The 16,766-nt window shown below is 56.1% G+C and carries 16 protein-coding genes; 11 read left to right on the top strand and 5 right to left on the bottom strand.

Going from position 1 to position 16,766, the window contains the following annotated elements:
* Positions 1–8: 8 nt before the first annotated feature.
* Complete coding sequence (locus CLV58_RS21480; RefSeq protein ID WP_245882409.1) at positions 9–1,463, top strand: MFS transporter; 1,455 nt, start codon at positions 9–11, stop codon at positions 1,461–1,463.
* Positions 1,464–1,728: 265 nt separating this feature from the next.
* Here CLV58_RS21480 and CLV58_RS21475 read toward each other — a convergent pair whose 3' ends face one another.
* Together CLV58_RS21475 and CLV58_RS29220 are read right to left on the bottom strand one after the other, a co-directional pair.
* Entirely contained in the window at positions 1,729–4,227 is a 2,499-nt protein-coding gene (locus CLV58_RS21475) for a S9 family peptidase (protein WP_106139895.1), read from the bottom strand.
* 89 nt (positions 4,228–4,316) lie between these two features.
* A complete protein-coding gene (locus CLV58_RS29220) occupies positions 4,317–4,463 on the bottom strand; it encodes a hypothetical protein (RefSeq protein WP_146141500.1) in 147 nt (48 codons plus the stop codon).
* On the opposite strand from CLV58_RS29220, the gene CLV58_RS21470 reads away from it, so the two are divergent.
* The 3 genes from CLV58_RS21470 (at position 4,427) to CLV58_RS21460 (ending at position 6,652) form a co-directional block, all read left to right on the top strand.
* Positions 4,427–5,644 carry a DEAD/DEAH box helicase gene (locus tag CLV58_RS21470; RefSeq protein WP_106139894.1) on the top strand — a complete coding sequence of 406 codons (1,218 nt, stop codon included), beginning with the start codon at positions 4,427–4,429 and terminating at the stop codon, positions 5,642–5,644. The two genes, CLV58_RS29220 and CLV58_RS21470, sit on opposite strands and share 37 nt — an antisense overlap.
* Positions 5,645–5,662: 18 nt before the next feature.
* Positions 5,663–6,172, top strand: a complete 510-nt coding sequence (locus tag CLV58_RS21465) for a thioredoxin family protein (protein ID WP_106139893.1) — start codon at positions 5,663–5,665, stop codon at positions 6,170–6,172.
* A gap of 99 nt (positions 6,173–6,271) precedes the next feature.
* Positions 6,272–6,652: a hypothetical protein gene (locus CLV58_RS21460; RefSeq protein WP_106139892.1), complete on the top strand. Its 381-nt coding sequence runs from the start codon at positions 6,272–6,274 to the stop codon at positions 6,650–6,652.
* Between the two features lie 244 nt (positions 6,653–6,896).
* Here CLV58_RS21460 and CLV58_RS21455 read toward each other — a convergent pair whose 3' ends face one another.
* Entirely contained in the window at positions 6,897–8,588 is a 1,692-nt protein-coding gene (locus CLV58_RS21455) for a VRR-NUC domain-containing protein (protein WP_106139891.1), read from the bottom strand.
* A gap of 108 nt (positions 8,589–8,696) precedes the next feature.
* Here CLV58_RS21455 and CLV58_RS21450 point away from each other — a divergent pair, with 108 nt between their 5' ends.
* The 5 genes from CLV58_RS21450 to CLV58_RS21430 all read left to right on the top strand — a co-directional run bounded on the left by CLV58_RS21450 (position 8,697) and on the right by CLV58_RS21430 (position 13,505).
* Positions 8,697–9,698, top strand: coding sequence for a DUF2157 domain-containing protein (locus tag CLV58_RS21450; protein WP_106139890.1), 1,002 nt, complete (start codon positions 8,697–8,699; stop codon positions 9,696–9,698).
* A 210-nt stretch (positions 9,699–9,908) separates the two neighbouring features.
* Positions 9,909–10,385, top strand: a complete 477-nt coding sequence (locus tag CLV58_RS21445; protein ID WP_106139889.1) for a Panacea domain-containing protein — start codon at positions 9,909–9,911, stop codon at positions 10,383–10,385.
* 18 nt (positions 10,386–10,403) lie between these two features.
* Positions 10,404–10,778, top strand: coding sequence for a hypothetical protein (locus CLV58_RS21440; protein WP_106139888.1), 375 nt, complete (start codon positions 10,404–10,406; stop codon positions 10,776–10,778).
* The gene (locus CLV58_RS21435; RefSeq protein ID WP_106139887.1) at positions 10,771–11,976 is read left to right on the top strand and encodes a hypothetical protein; all 1,206 of its coding nucleotides are present in this window, start codon (positions 10,771–10,773) and stop codon (positions 11,974–11,976) included. The genes CLV58_RS21440 and CLV58_RS21435 overlap by 8 nt, the downstream gene beginning before the upstream one ends.
* 245 nt (positions 11,977–12,221) lie before the next feature.
* A complete protein-coding gene (locus CLV58_RS21430; protein ID WP_245882408.1) occupies positions 12,222–13,505 on the top strand; it encodes a hypothetical protein in 1,284 nt (427 codons plus the stop codon).
* Positions 13,506–13,641: 136 nt separating this feature from the next.
* On the opposite strand, the gene CLV58_RS21425 is transcribed toward CLV58_RS21430, so the two are convergent.
* Positions 13,642–14,370, bottom strand: coding sequence for an esterase family protein (locus CLV58_RS21425; RefSeq protein WP_106139886.1), 729 nt, complete (start codon positions 14,368–14,370; stop codon positions 13,642–13,644).
* Positions 14,371–14,422: 52 nt separating this feature from the next.
* Positions 14,423–15,046, bottom strand: coding sequence for a GDSL-type esterase/lipase family protein (locus CLV58_RS21420; RefSeq protein ID WP_106139885.1), 624 nt, complete (start codon positions 15,044–15,046; stop codon positions 14,423–14,425).
* Between the two features lie 224 nt (positions 15,047–15,270).
* Here CLV58_RS21420 and CLV58_RS21415 point away from each other — a divergent pair, with 224 nt between their 5' ends.
* On the top strand, positions 15,271–16,461 hold the full coding sequence (locus CLV58_RS21415) for a phosphoglycerate kinase (RefSeq protein WP_106139884.1): 1,191 nt from the start codon (positions 15,271–15,273) through the stop codon (positions 16,459–16,461).
* Between the two features lie 103 nt (positions 16,462–16,564).
* A complete protein-coding gene (locus CLV58_RS29215) occupies positions 16,565–16,720 on the top strand; it encodes a caspase family protein (RefSeq protein ID WP_425443544.1) in 156 nt (51 codons plus the stop codon).
* The last annotated feature ends 46 nt before the right edge of the window (positions 16,721–16,766 follow it).

Here is a 16,766-nt window from a genome sequence, read left to right as displayed (position 1 = left end):
TCGTCTCCGTGGTAACAAATCCCCCAACAACAGCAGCGCCCAATAAATGGCTTGTACTGGCTACGCTGGCCTTCGGTACGTTTATGTCGACGCTCGACAGCAGCATCGTCAACATTGCGTTACCCACAATCCGGCGTGAACTGAACGCAGGTGACAGCGTCGAATGGGTGGTGCTCAGTTATCTGCTGACGACCACGAGTACGCTGCTCATCATGGGGAAGCTGTCTGACTGGCTGGGTCGGCGACCGATGTACATTGCCGGGTTCGTCATCTTTGTGGTCGGGTCGCTGCTCTGTGGCCTGTCGAACTCGATTGAGTTGCTGGTCGTGTCGCGAATCGTGCAGGGGCTGGGCGCGTCGATGCTGTTTGCGATCAGTCCGGCCATTATTTCGGATACGTTCGCGCCCAGCGAGCGCGGGCAGGCGCTGGGACTGGTCGGGGCCATCGTAGCCGCCGGTGCCAGTGCCGGGCCGGTAATCGGCGGGCTGCTGCTGGGACGGTTTGGCTGGTCGAGCATTTTCTTTGTTAACGTGCCCGTTGGCCTGATCGCTATCTGGCGGGCGTGGGTCGTACTGCCCGCCAGCCCGACGCAGGGCCGTAAACCATTCGATCTGGTAGGCGCGGGGCTCTTTCTATTCGGCGTCACGACCTTGCTGATCGGACTGGATTTTGGCCCCGAACCCGATTTCGGCTGGAACGACCCGCGTGTACTGGGTCTGCTGGTGGTGGGCGTGGCCTTATTGACGGGCTTTTTTTTCTGGGAGTCGCACACGCCTTTGCCCATGCTGCAACTAGCCCTGTTTCGTATCAAACCGTACACGTCAGCAATCGCGGCTGCCTGGCTGGGCTTTGTCGCATCGGGGGCGAACCTGTTCATTATTCCGTTTTTTCTGCAACAGCTCCTGCATTTCACCCCCCAGAAAGCGGGGCTGACCCTGCTGGCTGGTCCGCTGACACTCAGTGTCATTGCGCCGGTCGGTGGCTACCTGTCGAGCCGCGTACCGACGCGTTGGCTGTCGAGTGCGGGGCTGCTGGTTACGGCGGTTGGCTACTTCACGTTTTCGTTTCTGCGCCCCGACTGGGTGTGGCAGGATGTCGTCTGGCGAAGTGCACTTGTCAGCTTTGGGTTTGCCCTGTTTCAGTCACCAAACAGCAGTAGCGCACTTAATGCGGCTCCGTTGGCGCAGCGCGGGGTAGCCAGTAGCATCATCGCCTTTGTGCGAAACATGGGATTAGTCGTCGGTATTGCCATGAGCGCGGCTGTCTGGTACAGCGTTCGCAACCGGTACGCCCTGACGAATCATACTAACCCGCTGGATACGATGGCACAGCTACGCGGGATGCGGGCCGTCTACTGGACCGCAACGGGCCTCATCCTGACCGCCGTCGCCATTTCGCTGACCCGCAGCAGTACGGCGCAGCCTGCACAACCCAGCGTATCGGGTGAAGGGGCTGGCGCGTAGCGTAGCCTATATCGTAGTCTGGACCTCCAGGTCCGGGTGGGCGCGGAGCGACCAAATAGCTGCCGCCAGCGTAGTTGCCCTGACGGGCACCCGGACGTGGACGTCCAGGCTACACTTGCTCGAGGTGACAGTTTTGGGGCCGCAACTATGTAGCCAGGACCCGCTCCGGCGGCCCGGTCCCGGTCTGGGCTACACAGGTTACAAAAAAAGCCCCTCTTCCTGAAGGAGAGAGGGGCCGGTCGAAGGGTTAGGGGTTGTTTTTCTCTTAGTTGCCACCACCCATTTTAGCGGGTTGACCACCAGTTTTGGTAGCCGTCGCGGTGGGGTTCTTGACGTATTTGTCAAGCCAGCCGTTCATTTCTGACAGCATGTGCAGCAGCGATTCTTTCGCGGTATACCCGTGGCTTTCGTATGGTAGCAACACCAGTCGGGTCGAGACGCCGAAGCTTTTCAACGCATTGTAATACCGCTCCGACTGAATCGGGAACGTACCCGTGTTGTTGTCGGCTTCGCCGTGTACCAGCAGGATGGGCGTTTTCACTTTGTCGGCGTTCTGGAAAGGCGACATCGTGTTGTACACGTCGGGTGCCTGCCAGTAGGTACGCTGCTCGTTCTGGAAGCCAAACGGCGTCAGCGTCCGGTTGTAGGCACCACTCCGCGCGATACCGGCTTTGAACAGCTTGCTGTGCGTCAGTAGGTTAGCCGTCATGAAAGCGCCGTAGGAGTGACCACCGACCCCAACGCGACTCGAATCAACGACGCCCAGCCGGACGCCCTCGTCTATAGCCGCTTTAGCACTCGACACCAGCTGTTGGACGTAGGTATCGTTGGGTTCTTTGTCGCCTTCACCCACGATGGGAATACTGGCGTTATCGAGAATAGCGTAGCCCATTGTCACGAAGGCTGCGGCTCCCCAGTAGCTGATGCGGTTGAACTGATAGGGCGAACCCGACACCTGGCTGGCGGCATCTTTGCTCTTGAATTCGGCTGGATAAGCCCACAGGAAGGTTGGTAGCGGCCCCTGTTCTTTCTTATAGCCAGCCGGCAGGTAGAGCGTTGCCGTCAGGTCGACACCATCGGCGCGCTTGTACCGAAGCTGCTGTTTCTGAATGCCTTTGAGCTGCGGATAAGGGTGGGGAAAGAACGTCACCTGCACCGGAGCGGCCGCTTTCTTGCCTTTCGTCAGCAGGTTAGTCACGTAGTAGTTCGGGCTTTCGTCGGGCGTTTCGCGGGTAACGAGTACCGACCGTTTGGCCGCGTTGAGCACCGCCACGGGCCGCTCGAAGTAGGGAGCCTGCGACCGCCACAGCTCCGTCGTTTTCTTGGTCTTCAGGTTCAGCAGGCTGACGAAGGGTCGGTCACCCTCGGGCGATGAACCCTGTGCGTTCAGCATCAGAATCTCGTTGTTGGGCAGCATATTCAGTACTTCGTACCCATACTGATTGTGCCGCATGTCGGGCTGACCAGGATTGCTGTACCGATCTTCGTACGACCGGTCGAATAGCACGGCCGTTTGCCAGTTGGTCGGGTCGACGGTTTTGACCAGACTCTTGCGGTTCTGCCACCAACGTTCGCTGGCCAGTGCCATCGTGGCGTTGCCCCAGTCGAAACCACCGAAGCGGTACTGAGCTGCGTAAATTTCTTTGGGTTGACCACTAAACGGCGCGTCGACCAGATACACTTTGTCGCGAATGTCGGCCTTTACTTTTGGGTCGCCTTTGTCCTGCGCTTCAGTATAGTATACCGACGCGGGGGCGTCGGCCCGCCAGTTGTAGTTGCGGGGACCGGTGGGGGCACCGTCGGCACTGTACGGGACGCTTTCCTGCAACGGACCATCGTTCAGCAGCTTGACCAGCGTACCGCTTACGGCGAAGACCTCCGTGCGCAGCGGAAACCGACTGACGGGGACGAGGTACGAAAACGGCGTGTGCACGGTCTCGATCATCACGTACTTCCCATCCGGCGATGGGTCAGCCGATGCGATGATACCGGCGGGGCCGATGTTGGTCGTTTGCCCGTCAAGACCGATCCGAACCACCTGCGCCGTCGTGTAATAGGCAAACTGTTTCTCGTCGGATGGGCTTTTGAGCAGATCCTGATAGGTTGGGGCTTGTCCGCGCTTACCGCCTACGTTCTCCTGCGTCGTTGGTCCGACCGGGACACGGCTTACTTCCGGTGCCGCTCCCCGACCCGTTGGTACGATGCGGGCGATCAGTCCTTTACTATCCGACAGCCAATGGTAAGGCGTGCCGAGGGTAGCGTTCAGGTAAGCCGTTCCTACGCGCTGGGCCTTGCCCGTTGCGACATCGGCCACGTACAGTTCGATATGCTCGTCGGTCGACTGCGCGAAGGCGATTTTACTGTAGTCGGGCGACCATTGTATGTAGCTGATGAGCGGCTTGGCGGGCAGACCCGTCAGCGCCTGTTCCTCTTTCGTGCCCGATACTTTTTTCAGCTTCAGGCCCGTGATATAACGCATTCGGCTGGGGCCGTTGTTGGCGGGGTTGAGCCGCAGACCGGCCAGCTTGAGTTCGGGCTGAGCTAGCTCCGCGATGTCGGGCGCACCGGCCTGTTCCAGAATCAACATGACGTCGCCCTTGTCCGATACGCTGATTGTCGGTGTCGGCGGCACGGTGACCAGATCGGCCAGTGCTTTGGGGGGCGTCTGGTAGGTGGGTGCGTCCTGCGCCAGCAGGGCCGGGGCTGTCAGCAGGGCCGGGAACAGCCACACCCAGAGTTTAAACGGTAAGGGTTTAGGTTTCATTTGTTGAATCGGTGTTATTCAGGTGATTGCTGGATAAAAATACGGTTAATACCGCCTGAGTCTGAAAAAATAACCGGCGAACGCCCGATTTATGTGGCTGAATGACGGTAGTATTGATGCGACGTTTTTTCGAATCGGCTGGACGAAAACGCACGTTTTGACCGTATATCCGTTGTAAGCCCTACAACCCACCCGACGAATGTATATCCCTTCCGCGAAGGAGGGACGGCAGGAATTCGTCGGGACTAAACTGGTATTTTACTTGACAACCACTTCATCATTTGCCGCCCTCGGCCTTTCGCAAACGCTGGTCGACGCCGTTGCCGAGCAGGGTTATACCCAACCCTATCCGATCCAGCAGCAGGCCATCCCGGCCATACTAACCGGTCGCGACATACTGGGTATTGCCAAAACCGGCTCCGGGAAAACGGCCAGTTTCGCGCTGCCGATTCTGCAACGCTTCGCGGGACGGAAAGGAGCCGGTCGGCGTAGTATGCGGGTACTGGTGCTGGTCCCGACCCGTGAACTGGCCGTGCAGGTGGCCGAGGTCTTTCAAACGTTCGGGGAGTACCTGAAAACGCCCTTGCAAACGGTGGCGGTGTTTGGGGGCGTATCCGCTAATCCGCAGATGATTGCCCTGCGAAATGCGGAAATCGTCGTGGCGACACCGGGTCGTCTGCTCGATCTGATTGACCAGAACGCGGCCGATCTGTCGACCATCGATACGCTGGTGCTCGATGAAGCCGACAAAATGCTCGACCTGGGGTTTGCCGAGGAAATGAATCAGGTGCTGGCGCAGGTGCCCCAGCAACGGCAGACGCTGCTGTTTTCGGCTACGCTGGGTGACGCCATACAGGACATTCGCGACAATCTGTTGCGCGCTCCCATCCTGATCGACATTGCCGAGCCGGAGCAGTCGATTGACCAGATTCAGCAACGGGCGTACCGGGTCGATGCCGAGCGGAAAGGGCCGCTGCTGCGCTACCTGATTAAGCACGACGCCATGCAGCAGGTATTGGTGTTTGTGTCCTCGACCCGCACGGCCGATAATCTGGTGGTGAAACTGACCAAAAATGGTATTCAGGCAGCCGCCATCCACGGCGATAAAAGTCAGGGTGCGCGCACTGATGCGCTGAGTCGGTTCAAGAATGGTAAGCTTACCGTGCTGGTGGCTACCGATCTGATCGCCAGAGGGATTGATATTCAGGGCTTACCGCACGTGATTAACTTCGAACTGCCTCGTTCCCCCAAAGATTATGTGCATCGCATTGGTCGGACGGGACGCGCCGATGCCCAGGGCGAAGCAATCTCACTGATTACGCCCGACGACGAGCATCACTTCAAGGTTATTCAGAAAAAGATGGGCAAACGTGTGGAGATGCTCCCCTCGTCTGATATTAACTTGCAGGGTTACTAATCCTTACCAGATACAACCATGAAACGACTACTGCTGATCGCGGGCCTGCTAACCGCATCCCTAACAACCATTCGGGCGCAGGAAACGGCGAAAGCTGCTCCACACATTTATAATCCGCAGGCCGATGCGCAGCAGGATATCAAAAATGCCGTTGCCAAAGCGCGAAAGGAGGGGAAGCACGTGCTGCTGCAACTGGGCGGAAACTGGTGTATCTGGTGCATTCGCTTCAACACCCTGACCACGACGGATTCTACGCTTAGTCAGCTGTTGCGCCGGAATTACGAGGTTGTGCATGTCAACTACAGTCCCGAAAACAAGAACGAAGCAACGCTGGCACAACTAGGCTATCCGCAGCGCTTTGGCTTCCCGGTATTCGTCGTACTCGATGAGAAAGGCAACCGGATTCACACGCAAAACTCAGCATACCTGGAAGAGGGGAAAGGGCATAGCCCGAAGCTGGTCGCTGAGTTCCTGACGCACTGGTCACCAGCGGCTACCAACCCGAAAACCTACGCCGGTCAGCGTTGACAGCAGCATTGGGAACGATTATCCGAAATCGTCGGCGGTAAACTATTCGTAACAAGAGCGGTTCGTTTTTAAGAACTCTTTAAACCATCTGCTCACGTTATGAACCGTCTCCTGCTTCTGCTGGGTATGTTGCTGACCAGCACTGCCTATGCCCAAACCAAAATGGCTTCCCCGGCGCTTGTCAAACTGATTGAGGGGATAACGAGTAAAACATTTACGCCCGACACGACCGTAGCCGGTTTGTCCGACGAAGCTATTGCTGTCGTCACAAAGGAGCCGATTGCCAACTGGAGTTTGCCGCAGACGCCCAGCCCGCAGCTGTCGTATCAAAACCTGATTGTCGGCAAGCAGTCATACCGGCTGGTGGTCGTGAAAAACCCGCAGGCGTCTTTACCTGTGGCGACCTTACTGCACTACACCACTGCTGAGGACAAACCAACGATCATGGCGCGGGGAACGCTTCAACCGAAGAAAGAGTAGCGGTTGTGTAGCCTGGACCTCCTGGTCCGGGTGGGCGCGAAGCGGCCTGTTCGCATCCACTGTAAGCAGTTGCCCTAACGGGCACTCTGTAGCCCAGACCCGTGCCGACGGACCGGTCCACGTCTGGTGAACGCGGTAGCGGCCAACAAAGCTGCCGCCTGCCACAATTGCCCTGTCGGGCACCCGGACGTGGACCCGCGCCGGCGGACCGGTCCAGGCTACGATCTGCGTCCAGGCTATACGGTTATACGGCTTCCCAGATCACCCGGTTGACTTTGCCGTGTACGCCGATGGTCTGGAAAAATTCAAGCCAGTGCAACTGCTGTGGCCCCAGATGGTCGGTCGGGGACTTTACTTCAACGAACGAATACTGCCCGTCGTCGGTCCAGATCAGCAGGTCGGGGAAGCCGCGCGTATGCTCCCGAACGTTGCGGGCCATTTCGAGCAGAATCAGCCGGAGCTGTTCAACGTCCAGCACATCGATGAACCGCAGCACCAGCTTCATCAGCTCGTCCGACCAGTCGACCAGCACGTTGGTGATGCCGTATTTGGCGTTAAACGTCCGGCCGGTATGGCGTCGCCAGTCGTCTTTTGTTGTCAGCTCCGCCAGCCGCTTCTTCAGCAGGTCTTCGCGCTTCCGGTAAAACTCGGGCAGGTAAAAATCCGACGGGGCGCGTTGCAGCGGGTGGTGAATGGCCGACACGTTGGCGTCGTAGATAATGTCCCAGAACACCAGCCCGAACAGACCCCGCCATGGGTAGTTCTCGGTGAAAGCCGCATCGTAACCCTGCTCGAAGTAATAGTTCATAACCCCTTCTTCTACATGATGCCGGTAAGCCGCCGGAATCGATACGCTTTCGGCATCGGACAGAAAGCGCGTGGTGGCTTTGCGGGTACGCTTTTTCTCGCTTAGGCCCAGTATCTTATCCCGGAAGTCATTGGCAAAATACCGTTCGTCGGCATTAAGCGGAGCCACGGCGATTTCGTCGCACAGCGCCAGCGCTTCTTCCGTCGAGCCGTTTTTAAACAGCAGCCGCACCCGGCGTTCGCGGGCCGGTACCCGGTCAGACAGTTCGTAGACGGCCAGCGCCTGATCGGGGAGTTTTTGCCGTTCGAGGTGCGCCCCAACACGACACACCAGCTTCTGATAGCCAGGAATCGCGATGTCACTGAGTTCAGGGCGGGTCTCGTTCCAGTTCAGAAACCAGTTGTAAATGTCTTCGGCAGGGCGTTCCGCTTCCTTCTGCTCGTAGAACGATTCACTCGTCAGCGAAATCAGTAGTTTGTCTTCCACCTCCTTGCGCGTACGAAAGCGGGCCGTCATCTGACTTTCGTCGTACTGCTCGAAGTTGATCATGCCCAGATCCCGTATCACAAACTCGGTCATGTTGCCGCCCCGGTTGCCGAAGAACAAGTATTTAAGCATCATGTCTTCGGCCTCGAAGTTGAGTTTTACCACCGACTCGCGGGTCGACAGCGCCGTGACGATCTCGCCGAAATTAAGCTCCTGCAGGGCATACTGCATCACCGCTTCCTTTTTCTCCTTGCCCAGCTGACGCAGTTCCTCCGGTTCAAACGGTAGCAATTCCAGCAGTTCAGGTTTTGTAAATACGCTCAGGGCGGCTTCACCCATGGCTTCGTGGTGGGCCGACAGTCGGTCGATAAAGCCCGCCGTTTGCAGGGCGTCGGCCGCCCCCGGCAAGTCAATTATTTCGGCGTAGTTTAGTTTATTGAGTCGGAAAAAGAGTCCTTTACGGTTGCTGAGCCGCACGTACAGGCTCTGTGCGTCGAGCCCCAGGGCCTCAAATTGATGAATAAACGTCCACTCGGCGTCGTTCAACAGCGTACCATACAGCCGCTTGACAAAGTCCAGCACATAGCGGAAGTTGTCGAGGTAATACCGAGGGGTCAGGATAACTTTCTGGCGTCCAACCATGCAGTCAGTGGTTCGAATGCTCACGGCATTCAGCGTTGAGTAAACTGGATAAAGTATCCCCGGTCGTGAGGTAGTGGGGCTATGATAAGAACAAAAAAAAAGCCTGATATGTCCCCCGAAAAGGTATTGAACGAACTGGGCAAGCAGGGTATTTTGTCGCCCGAACAGCAATCGTTACTCGCTGACTATGAGCAGAAAAAGCCGGTGTCGATTCACTGGGAACTGCGGTCGATGCTCTACGTCGGTATTACGGCGCTAAGTGCGGGGCTGGGTTACCTGATCTACGCTAATTTCGATCAGATCGGGCATGGATCACTGCTGCTGGCTATGATTGCCGGGTGCGTTGCCTCTCTGGTCTACGCCTGGCTGAACCGACCGGTCTGGTCGACGACAATGGTCACAGATCGGGCCGCTTTTACCGACTATGCGCTGCTGCTGTTTTGTTTGCTGTTTCTGACGCTGGAAGGCTACGCGCAATACCAATACACCCTTTTCGGTACCCGCTACGGTCTGGCGACGCTGTTGCCCGCGCTGCTGTTTCTGCCGCTGGCGTACCGGTTCGATCACCGGGGCGTTCTGGCGATCGCGCTGGTGGCGTTGATTTCGTGGGTAGGCGTAACGGTCCGGCCGCTGAACCTGTACCTGAAAACCAATTTCTTCGCGCAACCGACCGTACTATCGGCGATTGGCCTGTCGCTGCTGCTGATCGGGGTGGCGCTGGCACTCGAACGACGGTCGATCAAAGCGCATTTCACGTACACATACCTAACTACCGCAGGTAATCTGCTGTTGATTGCGTTGCTAGGTGGACTGTTCAATTTCCGGGAACAGCGGCTGCTTTATGCACTGGCCCTGCTTGTTACCTGTGTGGGGTTTGACCTGTACGCCCGCTACGAACGACGTACTAAACCTGACCGGGTTGCCGGCTCGTTTTTATTTCTGCTGATGGCTACCGTTTATGGCTACATCGGGCTAACGTTCCTGTTTTTTACCTACTTCCACCCGACCAACTGGGGTGATGGCTGGTATTACTGGTATTTCATCCTGACGGGAATCGCGTTGATCGCCTACCTGATTCGCCAACTGACCGGTAGTCGGCAGACAGCGTAGCGAAAGGGGGATATCTGTTTGGTAATGAACTAAAAAGCAAACCTAAAAGGTCTCCAAGATCGTTTAGGTTTATGTGCGAAGCGGAGTTTTAATTGTTACGGGAAAGCGGTAATTTGTCGCTTCGGTCGGGTTGTTAACAGGTGGCGCACAAAACCGGATCGGTACGCGTTACTTGACCATGTAGCGACTGCGTGACTAATCAGAAGAATTATGTTTGACGCGATTTATATAGCGAATTACTTCATCAATCTGGGTATTCTCAACGACGCGCCACTGTCGCCCATGAAGCTTCAGAAAGTGTTGTACTTTGCCAACGGCATGAACCTGGCGCTGACGGGTAAACCGTTGATCCGGGAGAACGTGGAAGCCTGGCAATATGGTCCCGTTGTCGAATCGGTGTACCACAAATTTAAAGAGTGGGGTAGTCGGCCAATTACCAAACCCCAGCCATCGGGCGATATCGAACCCGACAAAATGACGCTCGATTTGCTGAGTGCGGTCTGGAACATTACCAAAAACATCGATCCGATCAAGCTGTCGAACTGGACACATCTGAAAGACTCTCCCTGGGATCAGGCGTTTCAGAACGCTGGTGGTAAAACGAACTACAATGCGCCCATCAGCAACGAATTGATGAAACGCTATTTCAGCGAGACGTTTTTACCGAAGGCTACCGCTACCAACTAATCGGCCTGCTTACGCGCGATGGACGAATCGATACCGTCAGGATTTACACAACAGGCTGCGCGGGTTTTCAACCAGCAATTAGCCAATCCCGATCCGAAAACGGCCGCCAACCTGACGCAGGAGATGGAGCAGGCCCGACTGGAAAGTTACCGGCAGGATACGCACGAACGCCGGACGTTTGCCCGTTACATTTTCTGGATGGTGGCGCTGTGGTTACTCGGTATTTTCGCTGTGGTCGTATGCCGGGGCGTTAAAGCGCTCAACTTCGAACTGTCGGACACGGTGATGGTCGCACTCATTACCACGACAACCATCAACGTGGCGGCCTTCTTTCTGGCCGTAACGAAGTATCTTTTCCCAGTAAGCCGGAGCCGGCCAACGGCGTATGAATAGAGCCTATAACCAGACATGGATTCGTAATCGGGATGTATTGCAACAGGCCGACCGCTGGCATCGACAAGGCTTGCTGACCGACGCGCAGCAGGCAACGGTTCAGGCAACGTATTCGGTCGGTTTTCTGCAAACCAACAGCTTCCTTGAAATTGGTCTGTTTCTGTTCACGACTGTCGTTATTCTGGCCGTGTACCTGCTGGTTCTGCCGTTCGCATCGGCGATCGAAAACGATCGACTGGTATATGGGCTGGTCAATGCCGGGTTTGGGGTAGCCGTGGGTGTTGTCGGAGCCGTGCTGATCAATAAGCGCAAGCTATACCGTAACGGAGTCGATAATGCCTTTGTCGTGCTCGCAACGGGCTTCGTTGCCTTTGGGTTGAATCAGTTTATCCCGGAGGGCATATCGCTCAGTACACACTGTCTGCTCACACTGCCGCTGCTCCTGCTTGTTTTCTGGTACTACGGCGATACACTCATCGCCCTGCTGGCGGTGCTGACGTTCTATGCACTGATTTACGACTTAACCCTGCACACTGATACCGGTCGGGGCCTGTTGCCGTACACGCTGATGCTGGCGTCATTAGCCCTGTACGCTGTATCGACCTGGCTGTTACGGCTTGAAAAGACAACGTACTACCTCGACGGATTACACCTTGGTCAATGGATGGGCCTGTCGATGGTGCTTGGCAGTAGCAATTACTACGTCGTTCGCGAACTCAATGGGGTACTGGCTGACTCGGTACGGCAACTCGATGATTTACAAAATCAACCTCTGCGTGCGCCGGGAACACTGGCCTTGCCGGGCCTGTTCTGGGTGCTGACGTTTAGCCTGCCCCTGTTTTACCTGTGGCTCGGCACAACCCGACGCGACCGTATGCTGCTCATTCTGGGTCTGACGGGGCTGACCGGGGCCTTCGCGACGCTGCATAGCTACTGGCACCTCGTGCCAACCAATGCCGCCCTGACCCTGGGCGGATTTATCCTGATCGGGCTGGCGGTTCTGGGCATCCGACACCTGCGTACCCCCGCCAACGGCTTTACCGACGCTCCCGACGACGACAGCAACGACATAACTGGCCCCGTCCCGACCGTGCTGGCGGCTCTGCAAACCAGCCAGACTATGCCCCCAACCGACCAGCCCGGCATCCGTTTTGGTGGTGGAAAACTGGGTGGCGGTGGCGCGGGCGAATCGTACTAGATTCATGCCCAACTAAGTCGCTGAAAACAATCGAACGATTGCCAAAGAATCGTTGTTATTTTTGTGTGAAACGCCGAATTAACCGCTGGGAAGCGTAAAAATTTGTGTAGTTTCATGGCGGTTTTGCGTCCAGCTCTTCTTGGGTCGGTTTTCACCGACTTCTGTCACCACTTGTACTGTTTACTGTAAACTCCGTAGCACACGGCTGTGGGGTGTTATAACCTTATTTCTCATCAACCCGATCAATGCCGGAGAGCGCATTCACTATTTGTCTTACTGTTGCCCAGCAGTTGAGCATGGGCGTACTGAACCCCCTTGGAACCGACCAGATTTTGCCCGCCATCAGCCCGGTGAACGATCAGCAGTCGTACAGCCGTGAGCAGGCTGAAGCCGCTAATCTGGCCTTTGACAAAACCGTAAAGCAGTACCTGCGCGACTGGATCGCGCAAGGCACTGTACCGGGCATCGACCGTAGCCCGGATGCACTGGCCGATTCCGAAGAATTTGTCGAGCAGGGAGCGCTTCGGCAATTTTTCAAACACCATCACGACGACGCACTGGAGCTACTGCTCCGTAACGACGCCATTGCCCGGCATCTGCTGCGCCCCATTGGCGACGTTTTTCTCGAAGGCGATCATTACGAGCCGCTGCTGGCCCGTTTTGAACGACGTATCTATAACCTGGCAGCTCACCGCGAGCATCTTGAAGTGCCATTCCGGTATAGTCCGGCCAGTCGGCAGGGTGATTACGGCGACTCGATCGGACTGGCGGACCTGCCTCCCGGTGAAGGTCGTGAAGATATTGGCTACTACTTTGGTACCCGCCGTTCCGATCCGACGGCACTGGCGCTGTTGGGTCAGAAGCTCAACGCGCAGGCGTCGGCACAGACATCCCTGCCGGTTCACGTCATCACGAAGGCGTACATGACCGAAGCAATGGAACGGGTTAAAGCCCAGGCAACGCAGTTGCAGGCCGACGGTGACGATCAACTGCATTGCTTCATCATCCAAACCCGTCATGCTGCCGACGACCGGCATCTGGGGGCTGCTCTGTTGCTGGTTCACGCGTCGCAACCGGATAAGCCGCAGCGCATTCTGTTCTGCGACACGCTGAATCCGGGCGGTACACCACCCTGGTGGCATTCGTTCAAGCGGAAAGTTGATGCTGTGTTTCCGCAACCCGAAGGCGAAGCGCTTGCTTCGGACCGGCTCGAAGATGCGGGTGTGAAATTGCAGCGGCTGCACGACGGTGTTCCCGTTCGGCATCAGGATATCGACTGCGCGTTCTACACGTACGCCATCGCCGGTGCCCTGATTCAACTGGCCGCTGAAACGCCTGAACTGCTGGTATCGGGTAGCACGGAAGCTATTGTTAGCCGCATGACCGAGCGCATGACCGACTACTACGTGCAGGCCGACATTGCCCGCTCGCCCGAAACCGTCCGTGAAGCTAACGTGTCGCATCGCTGGAATTCTGGTCGCGACGCCCTGCTGGCGATCAGCCGGGGCACCCCCGCCGTAGCGGTATAGCAAGTACAAAATAAAACACCGGGCTGAAGTCCGGCGCAATAGTGAGTAAGATACTCATTGTCCTGCGCCGGACTTCAGCCCGGTGTTTGTCTTTCCGGCAACGGTGAACTTTAAACGTTAACCCTCGAACGTCAAACTAAAGATACAACTGCACCATTTTACGCCAGTCGGTTGCCTGATGCGCGCGACCCTGCCAGTAGTGAAGTTCATGATCGACCTGTTTCATCTGTAGCGCCTGACTCAGTGCTTTAGTGCTCTCCAGAAAGGGATCTTCTTCGCCAATCGTCAGTACGAGTTGCATCCGGCGCAGGTCGGCCAGTGCGTGCTCCTCGTGAATGTTGGGCAGAAAATGATTGGGCGTGTGGAAGTAGATGGTTTCGTCGTAGTAGCCGTCGAACAGATCCCGGAACTCGGCCACCGGCACCGACAGATCGTACCGACCGCTCAGGGCCACCACCTTATTGAACAGATGCGGATGCCGCAGCGCAATGTTAACGGCGTGGTAAGCCCCGAAACTACAGCCATGAACCATTCGGAACGGCTCCGGATTGGTACAGTGCATGAACGGCACCACTTCCTCCAGAATGTAACGCTCGTACTGCTCGTGTCGCTGAACGCGTTCATTGGGTGGAACCCGGCGGCTGTACAGGCCATCGGCGTCGATACTGTCGACACAGAACAGTTGGAGCCAGCCGTTTTCGATCTTGTCGCCTAAAGCTTCGACCAGGCCCCAGTCTTCGTAGTCGTAGAAGCGCCCCCGACGCGCCGGGAACACCAGCACGGGCGTGCCACCGTGTCCGAAGACAAGTAACTCCATATCCCGTTGCAGGTGGGGACTAAACCATTTTTGGTAGTTACGATGCATACGCGGCCGATGATGGTAAAACGAATGTCTACATTTTTTTCGGCTTGGTAGATTACGATTTTATGAAATTATCGACCTCCGTCGGTTGCGTCAGATCCGGTACGCGGGCTGTCAACTCACGACACCAGAGCGCGTAGCCGTCCGCATTCATGTGCAGACCGTCGGCCTGGTATAATTCCTTGCGTGGCTTCCCGTCAGGTGTCAGCATGACCTGGGTCAGATCGACAAACGAGAAGCGGGGCAGGCGTTTGATTTCGTTTTCGATGTATCGGTTGGCCGCCCGAATCTGCTCGACGATGTGCCAGCGCGACGGGCTTGGTTTGATCGACACAAAGGTGACGTCGGTATCGGGCAGGTCGCGCTGAATCTTGGCCGCCAGGGCACAAAACGAGAGGTAAACCTCTTCGGGATGCCGATTGTCGCCAAGATCGTTGTCGCCTGCGTAAAGAACCAGCGTACGGGGCCTGGCGGGAACGATGAGCCGCTCAAAAAACCAGGCACAGGCCGCCAGCGTCGAGCCGCCGAAACCGGCATTGATGGGTTTTACGTCGGGAAAATCCTGCTCTAGTCCTGTCCAGAGCCGAACGGTAGAGCTACCGTAGAAAATTACACTATTGGGTGAGCTGTTGCGGAGTTTTTTGTCAAGCTGCCCAACCTCGTCTTCATACCAATTCATGCGCAAAAATACACCGGAACAGGGATTGTATTGACAGGATTACGGGATTGACCGAATTTCTTCGACCGAATGGCTTCCCACCGTAGCCAACTGTAACCCCACACAGGCGGTGGCCATTAGCAGTGTATTCGGTGGTGGTACGCCATCAAATCCTGCCAATCCTGTCATCCTGTCTATAAAACGACTAAGTTTGACCCGTAAACCAACATGACGATACCCCTCGCATGAAAACCGTAGATACCTACAATTTCGCGGGCAAAAAAGCCCTGGTTCGGGTCGATTTCAACGTCCCTCTCGACAAAGCGTATACCATCACCGACGATACGCGTATCAAAGCCACCATCCCAACGGTGATGAAGATCGTTAACGATGGTGGTTCGGCTATCCTGATGTCGCACCTGGGCCGGCCGAAAGGTGGTCCCGAAGAAAAATATTCGCTGAAGCACATCATCCCGGCGCTGGAAAAAGCGTTCGGTCGGCCCGTAAAGTTCGCCGATGATGCGATTGGTCAATCGGCTGTCGATCAGGCGGCTGCGCTGCAACCCGGCGAAATCCTGCTGCTCGAAAACCTCCGGTTCTACAAAGAAGAAGAGAAGGGCGATAAAGACTTCGCGGAAAAGCTGTCGAAACTGGGCGACGTATGGGTAAACGACGCGTTCGGAACGGCACACCGCGCCCACGCCAGCACCGCCGTGATGGGGCAGTTCTTCACCGACCGCGTATCGGGCTACGTTATGCAGGCCGAACTCGACAACGCTAAGAAGATTCTGGAAAACGCTGAACGCCCATTCACGGCGATCATGGGCGGAGCCAAAATCTCCGACAAAATCCTGATCATTGAGAAACTGCTCGACAAAGTCGATAACCTCATTATCGGTGGCGGTATGACCTATACGTTCACCAAAGCCCAAGGTGGAAAGATCGGTAAGTCGCTGCTCGAAGCCGACAAGCAGGATCTGGCGCTCGAACTGCTGGAGAAAGCCAAAGCAAAAGGTGTAACGATCTACATGCCCGTCGACAACGTATGTGCCGACGACTTCTCGAACAATGCGAACCGGCAAACGGTCGCTACGGGTCAAATTCCGGACGGTTGGGAAGGGCTCGACATTGGCCCCGAAACAATCAAGCTGTTCACGGACGTCGTACTGAAATCGAAGACGATTCTGTGGAACGGCCCGATGGGTGTATTCGAGTTCGAGAACTTCGCCCACGGGACCAACGCCATTGCTGAAGCGGTGGTAGAAGCGACGGAAAAAAATGGCGCGTTCTCGCTCATCGGCGGTGGTGATTCGGCGTCGGCCGTCAATCAGGCTGGCTACGGCGACCGCGTCAGCTACGTCTCGACGGGTGGTGGTGCACTGCTCGAATTCATGGAAGGCAAAACCCTCCCCGGCGTAGCCGCACTGGAAGCGTAAATCTCGGTTTGTGGTTCGTAGTTCGCGTTTCGTGTCTGTGTAGAACAGAGACACGAAACGCGAACTTTCTCAATGTGGTGAAAAGTGTATACTGTATTTTTTTATGAAGACTCTGGCACTAGTAATTGGTAATGATGATTATTATAAAAAGCATAAGTTAGAGAATGCCGTAAACGATGCTATTAGTGTTAAAGATGTTTTCGAAAGGTTAGAACGTGTTGGGGAATTAAGTTTGGTAATGATCTTCGATACGCTGTAACATGATCTGGCTGTTGGCCAGATATAGCCAACTGGCCGAAGAAGAT

Source organism: Spirosoma oryzae (assembly GCF_003002825.1).
Lineage (GTDB): Bacteria > Bacteroidota > Bacteroidia > Cytophagales > Spirosomataceae > Spirosoma > Spirosoma oryzae.
The sequence above is the reverse complement of the archived record's forward strand: the minus strand, read 5'-3'. Positions and strand labels throughout refer to the sequence as shown.

What these genes read in the sequence shown, in the direction of transcription:
- CLV58_RS21470 (WP_106139894.1), top strand. Translation starts at nt 4,427, where the DNA reads ATGTATATCCCTTCCGCGAAGGAGGGACGGCAGGAATTCGTCGGGACT.
- CLV58_RS21435 (WP_106139887.1), top strand. Translation starts at nt 10,771, where the DNA reads ATGAATAGAGCCTATAACCAGACATGGATTCGTAATCGGGATGTATTG.
- CLV58_RS21430 (WP_245882408.1), top strand. Translation starts at nt 12,222, where the DNA reads ATGCCGGAGAGCGCATTCACTATTTGTCTTACTGTTGCCCAGCAGTTG.
- CLV58_RS21460 (WP_106139892.1), top strand. Translation starts at nt 6,272, where the DNA reads ATGAACCGTCTCCTGCTTCTGCTGGGTATGTTGCTGACCAGCACTGCC.
- CLV58_RS21455 (WP_106139891.1), bottom strand. Translation starts at nt 8,588, where the DNA reads ATGGTTGGACGCCAGAAAGTTATCCTGACCCCTCGGTATTACCTCGAC.
- CLV58_RS21445 (WP_106139889.1), top strand. Translation starts at nt 9,909, where the DNA reads ATGTTTGACGCGATTTATATAGCGAATTACTTCATCAATCTGGGTATT.
- CLV58_RS21465 (WP_106139893.1), top strand. Translation starts at nt 5,663, where the DNA reads ATGAAACGACTACTGCTGATCGCGGGCCTGCTAACCGCATCCCTAACA.
- CLV58_RS21440 (WP_106139888.1), top strand. Translation starts at nt 10,404, where the DNA reads ATGGACGAATCGATACCGTCAGGATTTACACAACAGGCTGCGCGGGTT.
- CLV58_RS21425 (WP_106139886.1), bottom strand. Translation starts at nt 14,370, where the DNA reads ATGCATCGTAACTACCAAAAATGGTTTAGTCCCCACCTGCAACGGGAT.
- CLV58_RS21420 (WP_106139885.1), bottom strand. Translation starts at nt 15,046, where the DNA reads ATGAATTGGTATGAAGACGAGGTTGGGCAGCTTGACAAAAAACTCCGC.
- CLV58_RS21450 (WP_106139890.1), top strand. Translation starts at nt 8,697, where the DNA reads ATGTCCCCCGAAAAGGTATTGAACGAACTGGGCAAGCAGGGTATTTTG.
- CLV58_RS29215 (WP_425443544.1), top strand. Translation starts at nt 16,565, where the DNA reads ATGAAGACTCTGGCACTAGTAATTGGTAATGATGATTATTATAAAAAG.
- CLV58_RS21415 (WP_106139884.1), top strand. Translation starts at nt 15,271, where the DNA reads ATGAAAACCGTAGATACCTACAATTTCGCGGGCAAAAAAGCCCTGGTT.
- CLV58_RS21475 (WP_106139895.1), bottom strand. Translation starts at nt 4,227, where the DNA reads ATGAAACCTAAACCCTTACCGTTTAAACTCTGGGTGTGGCTGTTCCCG.